General features: G+C 39.7%; 21 protein-coding genes. 7 read left to right on the top strand and 14 right to left on the bottom strand.

Translation table 11 applies throughout. The annotated features are described in order from the left end of the window. Positions 1 to 52: 52 nt before the first annotated feature. Entirely contained in the window at positions 53 to 538 is a 486-nt protein-coding gene (locus tag F0342_RS06720) for a CotY/CotZ family spore coat protein (RefSeq protein ID WP_148968484.1), read from the top strand. A 46-nt stretch (positions 539 to 584) separates the two neighbouring features. On the opposite strand, the gene F0342_RS06715 is transcribed toward F0342_RS06720, so the two are convergent. The 5 genes from F0342_RS06715 to mgtE form a co-directional block, all read right to left on the bottom strand. Next, entirely contained in the window at positions 585 to 1142 is a 558-nt protein-coding gene (locus tag F0342_RS06715) for a CotO family spore coat protein (RefSeq protein WP_188048435.1), read from the bottom strand. A 148-nt stretch (positions 1143 to 1290) separates the two neighbouring features. Further along, positions 1291 to 2067 (bottom strand): enoyl-ACP reductase FabI, encoded by a 777-nt coding sequence (gene fabI / locus F0342_RS06710; RefSeq protein ID WP_113969974.1) that lies wholly within the window; start codon positions 2065 to 2067, stop codon positions 1291 to 1293. Positions 2068 to 2148: 81 nt separating this feature from the next. Then, the gene (locus F0342_RS06705) at positions 2149 to 2634 is read right to left on the bottom strand and encodes a DinB family protein (protein WP_149155214.1); all 486 of its coding nucleotides are present in this window, start codon (positions 2632 to 2634) and stop codon (positions 2149 to 2151) included. 121 nt (positions 2635 to 2755) lie between these two features. Then, positions 2756 to 4618: a monovalent cation:proton antiporter family protein gene (locus tag F0342_RS06700; RefSeq protein WP_149155213.1), complete on the bottom strand. Its 1863-nt coding sequence runs from the start codon at positions 4616 to 4618 to the stop codon at positions 2756 to 2758. Positions 4619 to 4643: 25 nt separating this feature from the next. Beyond that, complete coding sequence (mgtE, locus tag F0342_RS06695) at positions 4644 to 5987, bottom strand: magnesium transporter (RefSeq protein ID WP_149155390.1); 1344 nt, start codon at positions 5985 to 5987, stop codon at positions 4644 to 4646. Positions 5988 to 6272: 285 nt separating this feature from the next. Between mgtE and prpE the strand changes: the two genes are divergently transcribed. Then, on the top strand, positions 6273 to 7010 hold the full coding sequence (gene prpE, locus F0342_RS06690) for a bis(5'-nucleosyl)-tetraphosphatase PrpE (protein ID WP_149155212.1): 738 nt from the start codon (positions 6273 to 6275) through the stop codon (positions 7008 to 7010). Between the two features lie 76 nt (positions 7011 to 7086). On the opposite strand, the gene F0342_RS06685 is transcribed toward prpE, so the two are convergent. Genes F0342_RS06685 through F0342_RS06670 form a run of 4 tightly spaced genes read right to left on the bottom strand, consistent with a single transcriptional unit; the run spans position 7087 to position 9875 of the window. Beyond that, positions 7087 to 7965 carry an RluA family pseudouridine synthase gene (locus F0342_RS06685; RefSeq protein ID WP_316252589.1) on the bottom strand — a complete coding sequence of 293 codons (879 nt, stop codon included), beginning with the start codon at positions 7963 to 7965 and terminating at the stop codon, positions 7087 to 7089. 36 nt (positions 7966 to 8001) lie between these two features. Further along, on the bottom strand, positions 8002 to 8799 hold the full coding sequence (locus F0342_RS06680; RefSeq protein ID WP_034763479.1) for an NAD kinase: 798 nt from the start codon (positions 8797 to 8799) through the stop codon (positions 8002 to 8004). A gap of 18 nt (positions 8800 to 8817) precedes the next feature. Beyond that, positions 8818 to 9474: a GTP diphosphokinase gene (gene yjbM, locus F0342_RS06675; RefSeq protein WP_149155210.1), complete on the bottom strand. Its 657-nt coding sequence runs from the start codon at positions 9472 to 9474 to the stop codon at positions 8818 to 8820. 26 nt (positions 9475 to 9500) lie between these two features. After that, positions 9501 to 9875: a UPF0738 family protein gene (locus F0342_RS06670; RefSeq protein WP_149155209.1), complete on the bottom strand. Its 375-nt coding sequence runs from the start codon at positions 9873 to 9875 to the stop codon at positions 9501 to 9503. Between the two features lie 128 nt (positions 9876 to 10003). Between F0342_RS06670 and F0342_RS06665 the strand changes: the two genes are divergently transcribed. From F0342_RS06665 to F0342_RS06645, 5 genes are all read left to right on the top strand, one after another. Continuing rightward, positions 10004 to 10585, top strand: coding sequence for a CYTH domain-containing protein (locus tag F0342_RS06665; protein ID WP_149155208.1), 582 nt, complete (start codon positions 10004 to 10006; stop codon positions 10583 to 10585). A 52-nt stretch (positions 10586 to 10637) separates the two neighbouring features. After that, positions 10638 to 11279 carry a lytic transglycosylase domain-containing protein gene (locus tag F0342_RS06660; protein ID WP_149155207.1) on the top strand — a complete coding sequence of 214 codons (642 nt, stop codon included), beginning with the start codon at positions 10638 to 10640 and terminating at the stop codon, positions 11277 to 11279. Between the two features lie 268 nt (positions 11280 to 11547). Next, on the top strand, positions 11548 to 11949 hold the full coding sequence (locus F0342_RS06655) for a globin domain-containing protein (RefSeq protein ID WP_149155206.1): 402 nt from the start codon (positions 11548 to 11550) through the stop codon (positions 11947 to 11949). Continuing rightward, complete coding sequence (locus F0342_RS06650) at positions 11942 to 12808, top strand: ClpXP adapter SpxH family protein (RefSeq protein ID WP_262481658.1); 867 nt, start codon at positions 11942 to 11944, stop codon at positions 12806 to 12808. The genes F0342_RS06655 and F0342_RS06650 overlap by 8 nt, the downstream gene beginning before the upstream one ends. A gap of 284 nt (positions 12809 to 13092) precedes the next feature. After that, positions 13093 to 13281, top strand: coding sequence for a hypothetical protein (locus tag F0342_RS06645; RefSeq protein ID WP_149155205.1), 189 nt, complete (start codon positions 13093 to 13095; stop codon positions 13279 to 13281). A gap of 108 nt (positions 13282 to 13389) precedes the next feature. On the opposite strand, the gene pepF is transcribed toward F0342_RS06645, so the two are convergent. From pepF to spxA, 5 genes are all read right to left on the bottom strand, one after another. Then, complete coding sequence (gene pepF, locus F0342_RS06640; RefSeq protein WP_149155204.1) at positions 13390 to 15213, bottom strand: oligoendopeptidase F; 1824 nt, start codon at positions 15211 to 15213, stop codon at positions 13390 to 13392. A gap of 85 nt (positions 15214 to 15298) precedes the next feature. Next, entirely contained in the window at positions 15299 to 16495 is a 1197-nt protein-coding gene (locus F0342_RS06635) for a competence protein CoiA (RefSeq protein ID WP_149155203.1), read from the bottom strand. An 89-nt stretch (positions 16496 to 16584) separates the two neighbouring features. Beyond that, complete coding sequence (cls, locus tag F0342_RS06630) at positions 16585 to 18090, bottom strand: cardiolipin synthase (RefSeq protein ID WP_149155202.1); 1506 nt, start codon at positions 18088 to 18090, stop codon at positions 16585 to 16587. Between the two features lie 74 nt (positions 18091 to 18164). After that, on the bottom strand, positions 18165 to 18836 hold the full coding sequence (gene mecA, locus F0342_RS06625; protein WP_149155201.1) for an adaptor protein MecA: 672 nt from the start codon (positions 18834 to 18836) through the stop codon (positions 18165 to 18167). 359 nt (positions 18837 to 19195) lie between these two features. After that, complete coding sequence (gene spxA, locus F0342_RS06620) at positions 19196 to 19591, bottom strand: transcriptional regulator SpxA (protein WP_032089161.1); 396 nt, start codon at positions 19589 to 19591, stop codon at positions 19196 to 19198. Positions 19592 to 19625: the final 34 nt, after the last annotated feature.

The following is a 19625-nucleotide window of genomic DNA, read 5'->3' as shown; positions in this document are numbered from 1 at the left end:
TTCTACAATATGTTATTAGTGTAGTGAAAATTATTTAAGGAGGAAAATTCTTATGGGTTGCGGTAATTACAGAAAAGATGACATTGCAGGTGCAAGAGACCGCGGTTGTGTATGCCTTGCTGTTCGCGCTATTAAAGATGTTCAAGATGCAGCAGATCAAGACTGTTTTGATTGTAAAAATGATTGTTTTCTTGAACCATTAGGATCTTTGGTAAGTCCAGTTGGAAATGCACCAAATACTCGTGTTTTCAAACTTTATAATAAAAAAGGAGACCTATTCAAGGTTCACCCTAAACATTATTGCTGGAAAACACCTTACTTCCGTGTTAAGAATGTATTTGACGACTGCTGTGCCACACTTCAAGTTTTAAAGAAAGTTCATGTTACAGGTGAAGACGTAGAATCAGAAGACGAATTAATGGGGTTAAATAATAACTTCATTTACGAATTGACTGGAGATTGTATCACAGTTGATCTGGATTGCTTCTGCGCTATCCAATGTATCGATGACGTAAGAGTAGAAGGAGTTTGTGACTAATCAGCACGGGAATAAAAAGCCAGTCGGAAATTCCGGCTGGCTTCTTTTATTTCAATCCAATGATTTTGATCGCCTTTATAGAATTTCTATTTAAAGTAATTTCTTCACCTTGAAACGTTTTTATATCAATGGATGCGCCATCTGCACTGATTAATACACCACGATACACCCCTTCTTCTGTTTGAAACGCACATGGAAATGGGGCTCTCCCCATTATACTTTGCTGCATATATTCAATTTTCCCATTCAGATCCAGGTCTTTAAAAGGAGTAAGTGGTTTAAAGTAACCGTCATGTGAGTGTTCCATGCCTAATTCACCTTGAGTTGGTTCTTCATTATTAGAAGCCTCTTTTATAATGGGCCGAACCTCTTGAGTTTCCCTTTTTACAATCGTATGATACTCAGGCTGCTTTAACCTCCCTAATGGAGCAGCTTCAAACAACTCAGTGCTTTTCCTTTTCATTTCGATTGGCTGGGTGTTTCTTTCTTCTTTTTTTGATTGGACGATGCTTGACGACCCTCTAAAGACTTCCTGCATGCTGCTTTTCACATCATTCAATCTGGGTTGATGTATATATAATAGTGGCTTTTTCTGTCTATTCAATCGTATCCCTCCTTACATTCTACATTTATATGTATGCAGGAACCGCCTATGAGTTTCTTGTTAGCTATGGATAAATGCTATCTCTACATAACAAAAGAACCCCGGCTACAGTAAAATTTCTGCAACCAGGGTTCCGTATGTCTATATTTTAACCTAATACATGATAACCGGAGTCTACATGCAGGTTCTCACCTGTAATCCCTCGTGAATAATCACTAAAAAGGAATACTGCCGTATCACCGACTTCTTCTTGTGTTGTATTGCGGCGGAGCGGAGCACGCTCTTCGATTTCCTTCAGTATGCTGTTGAAGTCACCTACACCTTTAGCAGACAAGGTGCGGATCGGTCCTGCAGAGATCGCGTTCACACGAATGCCGTGCTTTCCAAGATCGCTGGCAAGATATTTCACACTCGCTTCAAGAGATGCTTTTGCTACACCCATTACATTGTAGTTTTGCATCACTCTCTCACCACCAAGGTATGTCATGGAAACGATACTTCCACCTTCAGTCATAAGATCCTTCGCTACTTTAGCAACAGCTGTCAAGGAGTATGAGCTGATATTGTGAGCCAGAAGGAACCCGTCTCTTGTGGTGTTCATGTAATCACCAGCAAGCTCTTCTTTATTGGCAAAAGCGATACAGTGGGCAAGTCCGTGAATCACTCCGACTTCTTCCTTAATCGTTGCAAAGCATTTTTCGATGTCTTCATCACTTGTTACATCACAAGGCAGCACTAATGAATCTTCTCCACCTTCCAAAGTCCCGGCAAGATCTCTAACCCCTTTTTCAAAACGCTCGCCTGCATATGTAAAGATTAAACGTGCACCTGATTGATGTAAGGAACGGGCAATTCCCCACGCTATACTGCGTTTATTCGCAACTCCCATAACGACATATGTTTTACCTTTTAATGAAAGAGTCATTGTAATCCTCCTATTTTATACATGTTATTAGTACCTGATACTAATTCTACAGTAATACACCAGAAAAGAAAAGAAGAATTCCTACAGGATTCGCCTTTTAACTTCTTCGACTTGAACTAAATGCCTTTGTTCATGTTTACCTAGAAGCTCTAACACCTGCCATATGGGCATATCTCCAAATCGATGATGGTTCATGGATCGACTTTTCAAACTTTCTTGCGTGTATAATTCCAGGAAGCGTGTAGTGAATGACCGGGATTCATCTAAGGCCAGCATTAAATCTTCCTTTTTTTGAAACACAGAAGTTGGTTCGATTGGTGCCTTCAATTTCTTAGATGGATCATCGAACACGGATAAATCAACTCTATTTTCACATGTTCCTGTTTGATTCTCCGCTGACTCGATTGCCAATGTTAAAAATCTTTTTTCCGCTCCAGCCAGATGGAGAATAATTTGAGCTATGCTCCATTCCTCTGGCGAAGGCTTTTCATTCAGCTTCTCAATAGGTACATTCATGAAGCTAGCTTTCACCCTAGTTCTGATTTCAATTACTTTTGTTTCCCACATGTTTTTAGCCTCCCAATCATTTATCTCTTTTATTAGTTATTAGAGGTAAGGATGAAAACTCCTTTAATAAAAAAACTTCCCAAGAATGTTTTCTTGGGAAGTTGATTGGTTTATCTTAAACTTAGCAATACTCACAGAATTCAAGCTCGCGTTTTAGTTCATCTACATATTCTTTTGATCCAGTGACGATCAAGCGGTCATTCATGTGGAGTTCTGTATCTCCGTGAGGAACAATGGAATCTTTTCCTCTAAAGATCCGAACAAATATAACATCCCCTGTAAACGGAAATTTCCGAAGGGTCATGCCTTCAAACTGACTGTTCAGCATGCGAATCTCATAAAGCGAGGCCTCTTGATTCGTAAGGATATTCAAGACAGACGGTGATTCAATGAGCGCACGCAGTAAAGCTTTCGTTGACAGGAATACGGAATATACTTCAATGTCCTGTTCTCGCAGTGTCTCATGTAAGTCAGGACTCTCAACCCTTACAATGACACGATTTACGCCATATTCTTTAGCGGTAACGGCAAGAGTTGCGTTGATTTCCTCATCTCCCGTTGAAATCACAATGATATCAGAATCAAAGATATTGTTCTCTTCGAGTGTGTCTAACTCGTAATTATCAATTTCATTGATGGTAAACAAAGAATCAGCAATATTACGATCAGACTTATCTTGTTTTGTATGATACAAGACTGGTTCATAAAGGGATGAATGAAGTTCCCTTGAAACCGGCATCGTAAGTTGATTCGCTCCCAGGAATGTAATCTTGAGCTTTTTCTCCTTTGCGCTTTCCCTTGGGAAGAGCTTTTTGAAGAATATTGGCGTAATGATACACGTGATCACGGCTACTAATATGAGCGTACCACTCATTTGTGCTGTGATGATTTCCATTCTCTCAGCGATTTTAGCAGCTGCAATGACAAGTGATAACGTTGATGTAAGTAAAAATGCTGACGCAATCGTTGTTTTCGTATCATACCAATACTTTAATAAGTAAACCGGGATGATTTTCGAAACTAGGAACGCAAGCAGAAGTAACGGAATCAACAGAAGCATCTTTTTATCACTTAGAAGTGATCCCAGATCCAATTCAACCCCTACCATCACGAAGAAAATCGGGATTAAGAATCCATAACCAAAGGAATCAAGCTTATGAACCATCTCCTGATTTGGTGCTAATAATGAAACCAGTACACCTGCAAGGAATGCACCTAGAATGTTTTCAGCCCCAACGGTTTCAGATACAGCTACAAGAAGAATGATCAATGTAAAGACAGCTCGTGTGCCGATTTGAACGGTACCTGTCGACAAGCTCTTGATGAAGGAATTGTTCTTCAATCTCTTTGCCAGGAAATATAAGAGTACTCCAACACCGAACAGGATGAGGAGAAGCCACATGTTTCCATGACCTTCACCGTATAGTGACACGAATACAGCCAGTAATATCATAGTCACAAGGTCTGCAATAACCGCCACAAGCAGGATGATCTGCCCGATAGCGCTTTTCATGATATGTGCTTCCTTAAGTGTAGGAACCACAACACCAAGTGAAATGGTGGAGATAATAAGGGTCATTAAGAATGCATTATCAATGAGCCCGAATAAGACGAACAGATAAGACAGGCCAAGTGAAACAAAGAATATCCCGATAAATATAATAGTTGCTACCTTCAGACGGTTCGGTTCTTCTTTTCCATTCGGTAACCGTTCTTTTTTCTTCTTTCCTCCTGAAAAAGCAGTGAAATCAATTTCCAGGCCACTTAAGAACATGAGGAAAATAAATCCAAGTGTAGACAGTGTTTCCAACCACATGTCCTGGTGAACGATATTAAATCCGCTCTTACCTATTATTAATCCCATAATGATTTCAGCGATTACTACAGGAATAAAATTCAATTTGAATTTATGCAGCAATATGGGAGTTAAAAAAGCAACAAGAATAACAATAACTAATGATGTAACGGACGCATGCTGTTCCATCATTACCTCCCCCTCTCTCTTCTCTCTATATTAAGTAATTCATAAACAATGTCGCTAAGCCAAAATAAATTAAAATACTGATAATATCATTTATCGTCGTAATAAAAGGACCAGAAGCGACTGCTGGATCTACTTTTAGTTTGTGCATAAGTAACGGTACTAATGTACCAGCGAGCGTTGCAACAAATAATGACACCAACACGGAGATCCCAACGAGAACTCCCAGGAAGAATTCACCTTTCCATACATAGACCACGATGCTGACGACTAACCCGCATGTAGTACCAGTTATAAGTCCGGTTCCCGCTTCACGGATGACAAGGGACATCTTGTTTTCCTTTTCCAGGTCACCTGTTGCAATTCCTCTAACGGCAACAGCAAGGGCCTGAGTTCCGGTATTACCTGCCATTCCGGCGATCAATGGGATAAACACGGCAAGAATCGCAACTTTATCTAACGTGTCTTCAAATCTCCCGATAAGGCTCGCGGTGAACATCCCTAGAAACAGTAATGCAATCAGCCATGGAAGACGCTTCTTCGCTGCATTATATGGACTTCGGTCGATGGAATCCAAATCCGCGATACCAGCTAACTTTGAATAGTCATCAGATGCTTCTTCTTCCATAACGTCCATAATGTCATCCACGGTGATGATCCCCAGTAAGTGATGCTGGAAATCAACAACAGGCAAAGCAAGGAAGTCATAATCTTTCATTTGTCTCGCGACTGCCTCCTGATCTTCGCTGACGCCTACAGACATGACACGATCACTCATGATTTCGCCTATCATCACATCATCATGGCTGATGATGAGATCCCTTAAGGAGATAACCCCTACGAGCTTTTTATCATCATCCACTACATAAATGTAGTAAATCGTTTCAGCATTAGGGGCTTCATTTTTCAATATATACATGGCAGAACGGACGGTCTGATTCTTGGATATGGCGACAAACTCAGTAGTCATGATACTACCGGCTGTATACTCTTCATAATGCAATAATTCTTTTATTTCTTTAGCCGATTCATCATCCATAATCGTCAAATAACTAACTACTTGGTCCTTATCCAGCTCATTTAAGACATCCACCGCGTCATCAGCATACATATTCGATAGCATTTCAGCGGCATAAGTAGGATTCATTTCCGCTAATATACCCTGATAATCCTCTTCATCTATATCCAGACTTTCAAAAAGCTCCGCCATCTCTTCCGGAGACAGATAATGATACAGGCGGCTTCGCAGGGCTTCATCTATTTTCGAAAAAAACTTAGCTTGGTCATAAGAGTGTAAATGGACGAATTCTGAGCGAAATAAATCCAGATCTTCTTCTTGAAGTGCTCTAATGAGAAGTTCTTCATCATACATTTCTTTTTCTTGTTTATCTCTTTCTTTTGATTGATCCTGGGTTATTTCAGACATCATATACACCCTCCTTCTTATCATGAATTGTATATAATCATAATAATACTAGCAAATCTTATGACGAATGTCTCTTATGAATTGATAACCACCTTTAATATGGATTTGGTTATGTACGGAAGGGATATTAAAATATGAATAAACATCCGCTCTATATGAAAGACTGAATCATTAATATGGCATAAAATAACCGAAAAGAAAAGAAAAATGCCACAGGAAAGTAGGGATCCTATGAAAATAGATATAATCGGAGACATTCACGGCTGTTTTAAAGAATTCAAAGAATTAACAATAAAGTTAGGCTACAATTGGACATCCGGTCTCCCCGTTCATCCACATGGAAGGCTGCTCGGCTTTGTAGGGGATTTAACTGACCGTGGCCATCACTCGCTTCAGACCATTTCAACGGTCTTTAATCTGTTTGAAAAGGGATCTCTTTACTATGTCCCCGGAAACCATTGTAATAAACTCTATCGCTACTTCCTGGGGAATAATGTGAAGATCCTGCACGGGCTGGAAACGACAGTAGCGGAACTGAGTGCCCTTCCCCGGAGTGAACGTGACCGATATCGGGATATGTTTCTCTCTTTGTATGAACAGTCCCCTTTGTATCACGTGTTGGATGACGGAAAGCTAATCATTGCCCATGCCGGTATAAAAGAAGAGCTGATCGGAAAGCAGAGTAATCGGGTGAAAACATTCGTTCTCTATGGTGACATCACAGGTGAGAAGAATGAAGATGGAACGCCGGTCAGAAAAGACTGGGCTTCGGATTATAAAGGTGACCCGTGGATCGTATATGGTCACACCCCGGTAAAAGAAGCACGGATCGTTAATAAGACTGCAAATATTGATACAGGAGCTGTGTTTGGCGGGAAGTTGACTGCTTTGAGATACCCTGAGATCGAAGTGGTGAGTGTGGGGTCGAGCATGCCTTTTGTGGAGGAGAAGTTTCGGGAGTTTGATTGAAAAATACTCTTCTTAAACTTCTTTCTCCCACAAAAAAAGAGATTCTTTTCAGTTCAACCGAAAAGAATCTCTTTTTTTATTGTGTTTCAAGTAAAATCCGCATATCTCGAGGCATCTCAGCATCCAAATGCACCCATTCTTTTTTCACAGGATGAAAAAAAGACAGATTCTTGCAGTGCAGTGCCTGCCTTCTAATCAACGCCACACTGCCTCCATACAAATCATCCCCTGCCAGTGGGTGTCCGATAAATGACATGTGAACCCTGATTTGGTGTGTTCTCCCTGTATCCAATCTCAATTCAATATGATCGAAATCCTGGAACCGCTTTATCACTCTATAGTGTGTCAGGGCATACCGGCCATCCTGCCGAACTTCTCTTTCAATGATACTATTCGATTTTCGGCCTATAGGCTCTTCGATCATACCAGCGTCCGAGTCCAGCCGACCTTCTGCAAACGCTTCATACGTTCTCTTAATTCCCCGCGCCTTCTGCTGAAGACTGAATAAATGATGAACGTGGCGGTGTTTTGCTATTAGAATAAGCCCCGATGTATCCTTATCTAATCGAGTAACGATATGAACCGTTGAACAAATACCTACCCTCTCATAATAACCGGCAATGGCATTGGCGAGACTTCCTGTCGGCTCATTCTTAGTCGGAATGGATTTCATACCCGATGGCTTATCCGCTACGAGAACATCCCCATCCTCATATATGATTGACAATGGAATCTCTTCAGCAACTAATGACTCACTCCCTTTTTCTTCAGGGAACTTCATCTCAAGAATATCCCCTTCTATAAGACGATATCGGACATTTTCTTCTTTTCCATTAACGGTTATAGTCCCTCCATCAAACTTCACAGAAGTCAGTGTACGCTTGGAGATCTGCTGATCTATTAAAAACTCTCTCATCAGTTTCCCGTCATAGGAGGAAGGGATAATCCATTTCAATGTAAAGAATTTCATCGTACACTTCCCATCCTTAAGTCATTCATCCGCCACAAAGGAATCATGCACCCTCTTCCAGAAGGGAAATGGACGGAAGCGGGCAAAACGGATTTTCTCATCAGCCACTCGATATTGAATGCTCTTTACATCTTTATGAAGAAGAGAAAGATGGTCGATGGTGACCAGGAAATCAGGTCCATTCACAGGCTTTAGCATACATGTATGATGTGCAGGTAATATCAAAGGTGATCCGATAGTACGAAATACACGATTATTGATGGAAGCCATTTCAGCGAATTGAATAGCTGGAAGAGACGGGTGAATGATTGCCCCGCCAAGTGCTTTATTGTAAGCCGTACTACCTGATGGAGTCGATAAGCAGAGCCCATCTCCTCTAAATCGTTCAAAATGCTGGCCTCTGATTTCCACGTCCATTACCAGGGTTCCTTCAACGCTTTTGACCGTCGATTCATTTAACGCTAAGTAACGGGTTTCTTTCCCCCCATGCTGATAGCGGATGATCGTTTCTAATAATGGGTATTCGATGATTTGATAAGGTGTCTTCGCTATGGCGATCACGAGCTTCTCGATCTCTTCCGGCACCCAATCGGCATAAAAGCCAAGATGTCCTGTATGTACACCTACAAATGCTGTCTTATCTAACCGGGATCTGTAGCGATGAAATGCATAAAGCAGCGTCCCATCTCCTCCAACCGATATGACGATATCCGGTTGATCATCATCATAGGTTAAATTAAAATCTTGGAGATAGGTCCTCATTTTGTGCATTAAAGTATTGGACTTCGAATCACCTTTTGATGTAATCGCGAACTTCATTCGTGTACCCCCTTCAAGTCACTGTTGATTTGGTTTAGAGCTTTTCCCCCGTTGATCCTTTTCCTTTTTGTTTGTAAATATGACTTGGGCTTCCTGAATTTCTTCACGAATCAAACTCATTTCTTCATCCAGTCTGAATGCTGCTTCAGCAGCACTTTGAATGCGAAGACGAACTTGCTCGGGAATCTGTCCACTGTACTTATAATTCAAAGAATGCTCTATCGTAGCCCAAAAATTCATCGAAAGTGTCCGAATTTGGATTTCTACCAGAATGTTTTTTTCTCCGTGAATCGTTTGAACCGGATAGTCAATGACAATATGATAGGAACGGTACCCGCTTTGTTTCTTATGGGTCACGTAATCTCTTTCTTCTATAATAGTAAAGTCATTCCGCCCGCGTAGCTTTTCCACTACCACATGAATATCCTCCACGAATTGACACATCATCCTGAGTCCCGCGATATCTTGCATTTCTGTTTCAATATTAGATAGCTTGATCCCTTTTTGATTTGCTTTATCAAGAATACTCGCGATCGGCTTTACTCTTCCAGTCACAAATTCAATGGGAGAATGTGTGTTATGAAGTTCATATTCTCCCCTCATCCCTTTAAGCTTAATCTTCAATTCGTCAACCGCTTGCTTGTAGGGAGCTAAAAATTGTTCCCAGTGATTCATTCTCCTCACCTCTTTACGTCACGTGACTACTTATCAAGAAATACGCTCTCTACCTTTTTAACCATTTCGTCACCGTAGTTCCCATTTCCTTCTATATTGGTCACAAGATAGTCGAGCTCTTCAGTGAATTGATCCAATTCCAAAGAATAATCATCGCTTATTGCAATGACTGCATTCTTTTCCTGAAGTGCTTTTTTCAATTCATCCCAGATCGACTCTTCAAGGTATAAGTAAACATATTCCTCTTCATTTTCTGCTAAGTATACGAAAGCATAGCGATCGGAGTCCGCAATAATTTGACCAGCTGCCGTTGTCCCTTGCAGGAGATCCGCTTGGTCGGTATGTAAGTATAATGTACCGTTTTCATATGTTGTGTGTTTAAATTGAACTATTTTCCTCATTCTTTTCTTCATCCTTCCATTAAACAATCAGTATCATTTTAACATAAGACAACCATTTCATCTAAACATTGAAGTTCTCTTTTATTAAAGAGATAATATAAGAAGTATGCAAGGAAAGGATGTCTCTCATGGCTCAGGAAATTGAAATAGAATTCAAGAATTTAGTAACACAAGATGAATTTACGCGATTAACTTCACATTTTCATATAAAAGATGAGGATTTCTCATCTCAAGCCAATCACTATTTTGATACGCCGGACTATCAATTAAAAGGTAAACAATCAGCCTTAAGAATCCGAGAGAGGAACGGGACTTATACATTAACCTTAAAAACCCCTTTAGAAGAGGATCTACTAGAAACGAACCAAAGGTTAACAAAGGAAGAGTCTGAATCGCTATTACATCAAGGGGCATTTCCTGAAGGAGAAGTCAAAGATGTTCTGAATTCCCTTCAAACCCCCACTGGGTCCCTTCATTATTTCGGAACGCTGACGACAAGCCGGGCTGAAATCGACTATAAAGACGGGCTCCTGGTCTTCGATAAAAGTTCATATTTACAAAAGGTAGACTATGAGCTGGAATATGAAGTGAAAGAGCGTAAATCAGGTGAAGCAATATTCCTGAACCTACTGGAGGAACTAAACATTCCACTACGGGAAACGGATAATAAAATCAAACGTTTTTACCTGGAAAAATTAAAAAAGAATTGACGATTACCGATATAGTATATGAATAAAGTCTTCCAGAAGAGGAGTTATACTCATGAATGTTCAGCAGTTGAGATCGATGATGGAGTTGCAAGCTCTAAACAGCTTGGGTTCAGTATCTTCTGTTCAGCAAAACACTGGTGTGTCCAGCGATCTATTTCAACAATTATTAAATCAGGCACTTCACACTAACCAGAACCATTTAAATATCAACCAAACATTAGGTGCCGTTAAAGAGGCACTGGAAACCAAAACAGCGTTCTCTGTTTCACCACCTCCTCCTGGACTTTCCGCTTTGAACAAACCGAATCAAAATGCTCCTCAGGAGATTGATGAAATCATCTCCCGCGCGGCCAATCACTATGGTATCCCCATAAAACTGATTCAAGCGGTCATTAATATTGAGTCCAACTTCAACCCTAATGCAGTCAGCCATGCAGGTGCATCCGGGTTAATGCAGCTCATGCCCAGTACTGCAAGGGGGCTTGGCGTAAACAACATCTTTGACCCGGAAGAAAACGTATTCGCCGGTACGAAATACTTAAAGCAAATGCTCGATAAGTACAATGGGGACGTTAAACTGGCTCTGGCAGCCTATAACGCAGGTCCCGGAAATGTTGATAAATACAACGGCATCCCACCGTTTAAAGAAACCACTGCTTATGTAAAAAAAGTGACCGACCACTATTTTGCATGACCCCTCATACAGGCTGACTACAACTTCCTGGTCAGCCTTTTCTTATGTATTTTCCTATTAAAACTTAAGACAAAACTATAGTCTGATAGCACTACCTCCTCTTAAATCCATCTCCACCATCCCCCACAAGTTCCTGAAATCAGGATAGACATCAGAAAAAAGGCTACACTAATTTAGGAATAATGGTTGATGTAAGGCGATTTGTTTGAGATATAAATAAATGCTTGCTAGAATAAACATACAATCTAAGTAAAAAGGAGTCATTCTTATGGTCGAGAAACCACACATGCCTTATAATCTTATCGGCGAAAAGAAACTCTCCATGCTCGTTGAAGCTTTTTATAATAAAGTAGCGAATCATCCCGAGTTAGCACCAATATTTCCTGATGATTTAACCGAGACAGCTCGCAAACAAAAACAATTTCTAACTCAATATTTAGGTGGTCCTGCGCTTTATACAGAGGAGCATGGTCACCCCATGCTGCGCGCAAGGCATCTGCCATTTCCCATTACGGAGGATCGGGCAAAGGCTTGGTTAAGCTGTATGCATGAGGCAATGGATGAAGTCAATCTAGAGGGTCCAGTAAGAGATGACTTTTTTCACAGACTCGTATTAACCGCCCATCATATGGTGAATACAGAAACACCAAAGGGTAATACCATTGACTAGAACAAATAGCTGGCATCACCTTAAAGGGTGTGGAAACGATAAGAAACCTCTGGAAATATATATGTTTGTTGACCCTCTTTGCCCGGAATGCTGGGCGCTTGAACCAATCTTAAAGAAATTGCACATTGAATACGGACAATACTTTCGTATTCGTTATATTTTGAGCGGCCAGCTTGCATCTTTAAACATAGCGACCAAACGTAAGCAGGAAGATTTAGCACAACAATGGGATAAAACAGCCAGCCGTTCGGGAATGTCATGTGACGGAAGCTTATGGATAGATAATCCAATTGATTCACCTTATCTTGCTTCATTCGCCATTAAAGCTGCCGAGCTTCAAGGAAAGCATTCGGGTATCCGTTTTCTAAGATTTTTACAGGAAAGATTATTCTTACAGAAACAGGACATTTCCAATATCGAGGTACTCAAGGAGTGTGCTCAAGCCGCCAAGCTCGATTTGAGTGAATTTATGAACGATATCAATTCATCATCTGCGTCCAAAGCATTTCAGTGTGATGTAAAGATCACATCTGAGATGGAAGTAGAAGAAATTCCTACATTGGTCTTCTTTAATGAAAATATTGAAGATGAAGGCTTAAAGATCACGGGATTGTATTCCTACGAGGTATATGTTCATATTATTGAAGAAATGCTTGGGGAGAAGCCTGAAAAGCAACCATTGCCTCCACTGGAAGTATTCATGAAATATTATCGTGTAGTGGCATCGAAGGAAATAGCCGTTGTCTATGATTTATCCATTGAAGAAGTAGAAAAGCAAATGAAGAAATGGACACTTCAGCAAAAAGTAAAGAGGCTCCCTGCAAAGCACGGAACTTTCTGGAAATATATAAGCGATTAATTATTTCAATATATTAAAATAAGCCTATAAACAAGAAAAACCGATGTTGTTTCCAACATCGGTTTTTCAATACGAACAAAGGGGATGGGAGAAATTTTTCACGGTCAAACAAAGGGGTATATGTTTGCTTGTGATCAACTTCACACTGATAATATATCACGCATCCACTTGTATTGGCAAGTTGTTTGTATGGTATTTCACAATATTGTCAAAAACCATTCATGTTCTCTTCCCCTCCTTCATATAAATGTCTATAAGACAACTTATCACGGGAGGGAAATGATATGGCACTAAAAATAAAATACGGAATCCTCCTGCTGTTAATCCTGATCAGCTTCTTCATAAACATCCTCGGACTCATGCGCCTTGTTCCGATCTATATAACATCCCCGATCCTCTTTCTCTCACTCCTGCTCTTCTTCCAATCCCTTGGAAACCGCAACCGCTTCAAAGGATTCAAATCAATGAAATGAGGGACGGAACTTCTTTGGAAAAACCCCCAAAAAAAATAATCTCCCCTTAGAATATTTTCCTTTCTATGGGGAGATTTTTTTTAAAAACCATTAGGTCCTGATCTCTATTTACTGTAATTTTTCAAGAAGTTCTTCCATTTCATTCAACTTTTCTTCAAAGACTTTGCATGCGTCTTCTACCGGCTTGGAGGTTGTCATATCCACTCCTGCTTTTTTCAGTACTTCGATCGGATAATCAGAGCTGCCCGCTTTCAGGAAATCGATGTAGCGTTCAACTGCCGGCCCTCCTTCTTCAAGGATTTGCTGACTGAGTGCGGTCGCAGCCGAGAAGCCGGTTGCATATTGATAAACATAGTAATTGTAGTAGAAGTGAGGAATTCGAGCCCATTCCAATCCAATCTCTTCATCAATGGAGATGTCTTCTCCGAAATACTTCTTATTCAATTCATAATATTCTTTCGTTAAGAATTCAGAAGTAAGTGCTTCTCCTTCTTGGGCTTTTTTATGAATGAGGTGTTCAAACTCTGCAAACATAGTTTGACGGAAAACGGTTCCTCTGAATCCTTCCAGGTAATGATTTAATAGGTACAGACGTTTTTTCTCGTCATCAATTGTGTTTAATAGATAATCATTCAATAAAGCTTCATTACACGTAGAAGCCACCTCGGCAACAAAGATGGAGTAATGCCCATACGTGTACGGCTGAGCACTGCGCGTATAATAGCTGTGAACACTATGCCCGAACTCATGTGCGAGAGTAAATAGATTATTCACATTATCCTGCCAGTTCATGAGGATATAAGGGTTGGTACCATATGCTCCTGAAGAGTATGCACCACTTCTTTTTCCTTTGTTCTCGACAACATCCACCCAACGGTTATCAAAGCCTTCTTTAAGGACATTGGCATATTCTTCTCCTAAAGGCTTTAAGCCGTCCAGGATCATGTTCTGTGCGTCATCATAGCTGATGTCCATCTTGACTTCCTTCACTAACGGTGTATATAAGTCATACATATGAACTTCATCCAAGCCTAATACTTTCTTACGAAGCTTTACATAGCGCTGCAGCAAATGAAGGTTCTTATTGACAGTATCAACCAGGTTATCATACACCTGTTCAGGAATATTATTATTTGATAATGCCGCATGTCTTGCTGAATCGTAATTTCTAACGTTTGCGACGAAATTATCTTTCTTCACTGCTCCACTTAATGTAGAGGCAAACGTATTTTCGAATTTGTCATATGTTTCATACACTTTTTTAAAAGCTTCTTCCCGCACGCGTCGATCACTGCTCTCCAGGAAACGAATGAAACGGCCATGTGTGATGTCTACCTCTTCCCCGTTTTCATCTTTAATGCTCGGAAACTCCAAATCTGCATTGTTCAGCATACCAAACGTGTTACTCGCCGCACTGAACACTTCGGAAGCTTGAGCAAGTAATGCTTCTTCCTCCGCTGAAAGAACATGTGGACGCTGGAGATTAATTTCTTCTAAAGCATGCTTATATTTCTTCAGCTCTTCTTTTTCGTCAAGAAATCCTTGAAGCTTACTTTCCTCAATCGAAAGCACTTCAGGCACTAAGTAGGCAAATTTACTCCCTAACTGAGTATAAAGACTTTTGGCACGGTCATCTAGTCCTTGATAGTATGAATTGGTTGTGTCCTGGTCATAGCGCATATGAGAATATGTATATACCCTGCCCATACGTTCCATAATTTCATCCTGGAAGGCAAATGCTTTATAAAGCTGTTCTGCACTCTCACCTAAAGTTCCTTTAAACTCGTCAGCTTTGCCTGTTAACTCTTTAATTTCTTTGTATTCTTTTTCCCATGCTTCATCACTTTCAAATATATCTTCTAATCTCCATGTTAGCTTCTCCTCTACCTCTTTCCTGCCAGGCAGACTTTTCGCAGCTGTATCTTTTGACATATTCATCCTCCATTCTGAAATCTACAGAAAATTCCTTATAGTTACATTCTCTCTTATCTAAGATTTTCCTGCAACTAAACAATCTTTATTGGATCTTTTTTAATATATGCTTCCATTTAGGAAAAAACTCATTCTGATGCTGTTCGAAACCTGGAAAGTTGTCTGGACAATTCCACGTCTGTATGAGCTGATAGTGTCCATCCTCCATCCTTCTTACCACCTGCATATCCTCCAAGAGAGCCAAATAACTCTTTACTAAGTCCTTTAGCAGATGATCCCTCGATACAAAAGGAAACGAACGGAATTCTAAATATCCTCTATCCATCCTTCTTTTTATCACCCCAGCTACTTTTTCCTCTGAAATAAATCGATCCTTTTTCATGCAATCCTTCCATAAATAGTATTGCCACTCGATCGCATGATTCTTAAAATGAATCCCATGAGGGAAAACAGGCATTCCAACAAACAAAGGTAAATATAAAAATGTATCCCCATCTCTATACACTTCCCTTAGAAATAAATCGTTTTTCGCTTTATTGTAATGAAGTTTGTTATAGATCCACTTCATTCGGAATTGATTCCAGTTTTTTAATAAATACGGGTGATTCATTGTAGAATGTTGGATGGACAAAGGAAGAGTGAATTGCTCGATAGGGATCCTGACAGGTGCTGCACTAATAAAAGCTGAGACTGAAACAGGTATGAGATGAGTAAATAATGTAAGACTTCTATCTTCAGGAGTAAAATGGAGAAGAAAATGGTGTACATGGGGTGAATATCTGATAAAGGCTTGCTGAAATGACGGTAAATGCAGCAAGCCCTTTTGCTTTACTGTCACCGGTTGGGTAAGTATCCAAAACGGAGTGATGTTTTGACTGTGATATCCTCCAGTTCTAGAAAGAATGTCGGGAATAGGAATGGAAGAACATTGAATCTCAATGGCAATTTTTTCCGATTTTGTTTTTACATAAACATCTGCGATTTGCTGAAGCTCTTTTACAAAATATTCAACCTTTACCTCCGTATAAAGCTCTCTTAATCTTTCATATAGCAGTTGCTTACTAAGCAGATGTCGCGATGACTCATGCTGCTTTCCGATCTCACAATGGAACTGTGAATAATGAGCAAAATGTGGAACGTTTTGGTTTCCGATGCGCAGGTTCAATTCGGATGAACAATGAGGACAGAGAAATATAGGACGCTTACTTCGCAGTTTCTTTAATTCCTCTCTTGTGTAGTGGATAGTAGAAAACACTTTCTCTTGAAATAAAGCTGTTAACATAGAACACCTCCTTCAACAATTATTCGCCAAAAATCGTGAAAATCCTTCAAAAAAAACCTTCAAGCAAAAAATCACTTGAAGGCTTCATCTTATAATAGAGGTGACATTAAGCGTGAAGTGGATTCCAATAACCGGTAGCCAAGATGTCTCTTTTGAAACTCTTCCAGCTGCAGTTCTTCTGCATCCTCTAAATCATGTAAATATTCCTTCACAAGAGAATCGGTACTTTCTGTTTTATATAGAAATGCATTGACTTCAAAATTTAAATGAAAACTTCTCATATCCATATTTGATGTCCCGATTGATGCCATTTCTTCATCAACAATGATGATTTTACTATGCATAAAGCCCTTTTGATATTCAAAGATTCGGGCTCCTGCTTCGAGAAGATCAGGGAAATAAGATCGTGAAGCGTGAAATACAATTCGTTTATCAGGCTTATGGGGAACCAATAGCCTGACATCCACACCACTTAAAGCAGCAATTTTAAGTGCTGAGAAAATATCTTCATCCGGTATGAAATATGGTGATGCTACCCATACGCTTTTTCTTGCAGAAGTGATCATCGAGAAGAAGATATTCTTCAAAACGCTCAACTCATTATCTGGTCCTCCTGCAATCATTTGAACTCCACCATCGTTTGCATTTTCCAATGGATCAGGGCTTAAATACCCTGGAGTCAAGAAATCATCATTCGTCATATAATACCAATCTTGAAGAAAGATGAGCTGCAACGTACGAACCGCTTCCCCTCTTACAAGCAGGTGGGTATCCCTCCAGAAACCAAAATGTGGATTTTTACCCAAGTACTCATCGCCAATATTAAGTCCCCCAACAAATCCAATACTTCCATCAATGACGATAATCTTGCGATGATTTCTGAAGTTAAACTTATTATTGAGAACAGGAATTTTAACGGGACCAAATGGAATCACTTCAATCCCTGCATCTTTTAATTCAGCAATATAATCCTTTGATAATTGCCATGCCCCAACCGCGTCATAAAGGAAGCGAATTTTCACCCCATTATTGGCTCGTTCAATAAGGATATCCTTAATCTGATTTCCAATATCATCATGACGGACAATATAATATTCCATATGAATGTGATGTTTGGCAGTTTTTAACCATCTCAGGATTTCCCCGAATGTCTCGTTACCATTGGTTAAAAGCTTCGTTTCACTGGAAAACGAAATGGCACTGTTTCCTATTCGCTGAGCAAGCTGAAAGTGCTTTTCCTGAAACAACCCAAACATTTCAGCGTTCATTTCCTTAGGGCCAGGCTCAAATTTATTATAAGTTTCCTTGTCCAATATGTACTTCTTCTTATACATTTTCTCTTTCCGGTAATTTCGGCCAAATAATAAATAGAAGATAAAACCAAGGAATGGGAAAGCACCTAAAACAACTAACCATGTTAATGTTTGAGTGGGGTGACGATTCTCAAAGAAGATAAGAAATCCTATCACAATTACAGAGAAAGTAAAAACCAGACTAATATATTTGACCATTCCTGAAAGGTACTGATCAAAATAAAAAATATAACTTAGCACAAGAACAGCAATAAATAAGAGGACTCTCACTGTATTTTTCATACCTCTAACACCTTCCACTGGCTTAATGAGCTAAATAAAAAAATACCGATTTCTAAATGAAACCGGTATGATCCTTAAGAAAAGTGTTCACTTAATGTCCCGAAAACATGTTCATTAATGACTACTTTTCCATACTCTTCTAGGCGATGAACCGTCATTCGTGTCTCATCCGCATATTCAAGTAGTATACTTAACATATTGTCGATATCTTCTTCCGAGAAGTGCTCTTCTGAAAATTTAACGTAAATAAAATATTTATTTTCGAATGCAAGCAGCTTGGTTTCCAAATGATCTAAAGGCATGTCTTTCATCCGATGGGATAAAGAAATCGCATCTTCGAAATCATTGAACTTCAAAGTGAAATCCAGTGCCACTTCTGCTTCTCCATCTTGATCCTGCTTGATTTGGAAATGCTGATCCAGAAGCTCCTCTATCCGTTCATCTACAGGCAGTTCCTTGAGTTTATCCTCTGGAATTGGCAACTCAAATCGCTGACCATCCTTTGAAACCTGAGCTCTTGTAACCAGTACTTCAAGCCCTTTATCTAACGCTTGAACTTGAATCCATAGCGGTCCTTCAATTCCGAAATCTTCTTCTTGATGAACTTCATCCATCATTTCCCAGAAGAGTTCTTCACTTCTTTCACGATTATACCAGATCTCCTCGCGGTCAAAGCCGCGATCCTCTATATCTCCGTAAGATATATAGAACTTGACCGTATTTTCATTAATGCGTTCGATTTCCAATTAACACCTCTCCCTTCTTGCATGATGTTGGTGAAGGGACTACACCCTCTGAGCAATTTTGCTCGATTGCTGGTGAAGATAGAAGATACATTTAGGTTAGTTTGTACCTTGTACTTCTATTTTATGATATAAACACTGAAAATGGAATAAAAATAACACCCATTTTTTTCTTCACAAATCCCACTAATTAACGTGTTTTTGACATTCTAGCGAATATTTGCAGAAAATTCAAGTGTTAATACTTATACTAATATAAAAGGGGTTGACCCGAAAGGATACGCAACGTTCCTTAAAGGGTCAGCCCCTTTTTCCTTATATATTCTCAAACATTGATAATATGATGAGAATGTAAGAATACTTTAGTTTACCATTCTTTGAGCTTCGAGAAGTTGGAACGTACGAACCTTTCTAGGCAGGAATCGTCTGATTTCATCTTCATTGTATCCTACCTGAAGACGTTTCTCATCCAAAATGATTGGACGTCTTAAAAGACCAGGATTTTTCTGAATAAGCTCGAACAGTTCTTGAAGTGGTAAAGTTTCTAAATCTACATTAAGCTTTTGGAATGTCTTAGAACGGGTTGAAATGATTTCATCCGTTCCGTCCTCAGTCATACGCAGGATTTCCTTTATTTCATCAATGCTTAATGGCTCGGAAAATACGTTACGCTCTGTATATGGAATCTCATGCTCTTCTAACCAAGCTTTTGCCTTACGACAAGATGTACAACTAGGTGAAGTGAATAATGTAACCACGAATCATTCACACTCCCTTAAGGAATTTTTTATT

It is taken from the genome of Bacillus sp. CH30_1T (assembly GCF_008364765.1).
Lineage (GTDB): Bacteria > Bacillota > Bacilli > Bacillales > Bacillaceae_B > Rossellomorea.
Note: the sequence above shows the minus strand (reverse complement) of the source record. Positions and strands in the feature narration are given on the sequence as shown.

Coding starts and splice junctions, on each gene's coding strand:
- prpE (WP_149155212.1), top strand. CDS start 6,273: ATGAAAATAGATATAATCGGAGACATTCACGGCTGTTTTAAAGAATTC.
- F0342_RS06635 (WP_149155203.1), bottom strand. CDS start 16,495: ATGTTAACAGCTTTATTTCAAGAGAAAGTGTTTTCTACTATCCACTAC.
- F0342_RS06655 (WP_149155206.1), top strand. CDS start 11,548: ATGGTCGAGAAACCACACATGCCTTATAATCTTATCGGCGAAAAGAAA.
- mgtE (WP_149155390.1), bottom strand. CDS start 5,987: ATGTATGATGAAGAACTTCTCATTAGAGCACTTCAAGAAGAAGATCTG.
- F0342_RS06705 (WP_149155214.1), bottom strand. CDS start 2,634: ATGTGGGAAACAAAAGTAATTGAAATCAGAACTAGGGTGAAAGCTAGC.
- fabI (WP_113969974.1), bottom strand. CDS start 2,067: ATGACTCTTTCATTAAAAGGTAAAACATATGTCGTTATGGGAGTTGCG.
- cls (WP_149155202.1), bottom strand. CDS start 18,090: ATGAAAAATACAGTGAGAGTCCTCTTATTTATTGCTGTTCTTGTGCTA.
- yjbM (WP_149155210.1), bottom strand. CDS start 9,474: ATGAATCACTGGGAACAATTTTTAGCTCCCTACAAGCAAGCGGTTGAC.
- F0342_RS06660 (WP_149155207.1), top strand. CDS start 10,638: ATGAATGTTCAGCAGTTGAGATCGATGATGGAGTTGCAAGCTCTAAAC.
- F0342_RS06720 (WP_148968484.1), top strand. CDS start 53: ATGGGTTGCGGTAATTACAGAAAAGATGACATTGCAGGTGCAAGAGAC.
- F0342_RS06665 (WP_149155208.1), top strand. CDS start 10,004: ATGGCTCAGGAAATTGAAATAGAATTCAAGAATTTAGTAACACAAGAT.
- pepF (WP_149155204.1), bottom strand. CDS start 15,213: ATGTCAAAAGATACAGCTGCGAAAAGTCTGCCTGGCAGGAAAGAGGTA.
- F0342_RS06680 (WP_034763479.1), bottom strand. CDS start 8,799: ATGAAGTTCGCGATTACATCAAAAGGTGATTCGAAGTCCAATACTTTA.
- F0342_RS06670 (WP_149155209.1), bottom strand. CDS start 9,875: ATGAGGAAAATAGTTCAATTTAAACACACAACATATGAAAACGGTACA.
- F0342_RS06645 (WP_149155205.1), top strand. CDS start 13,093: ATGGCACTAAAAATAAAATACGGAATCCTCCTGCTGTTAATCCTGATC.
- F0342_RS06700 (WP_149155213.1), bottom strand. CDS start 4,618: ATGGAACAGCATGCGTCCGTTACATCATTAGTTATTGTTATTCTTGTT.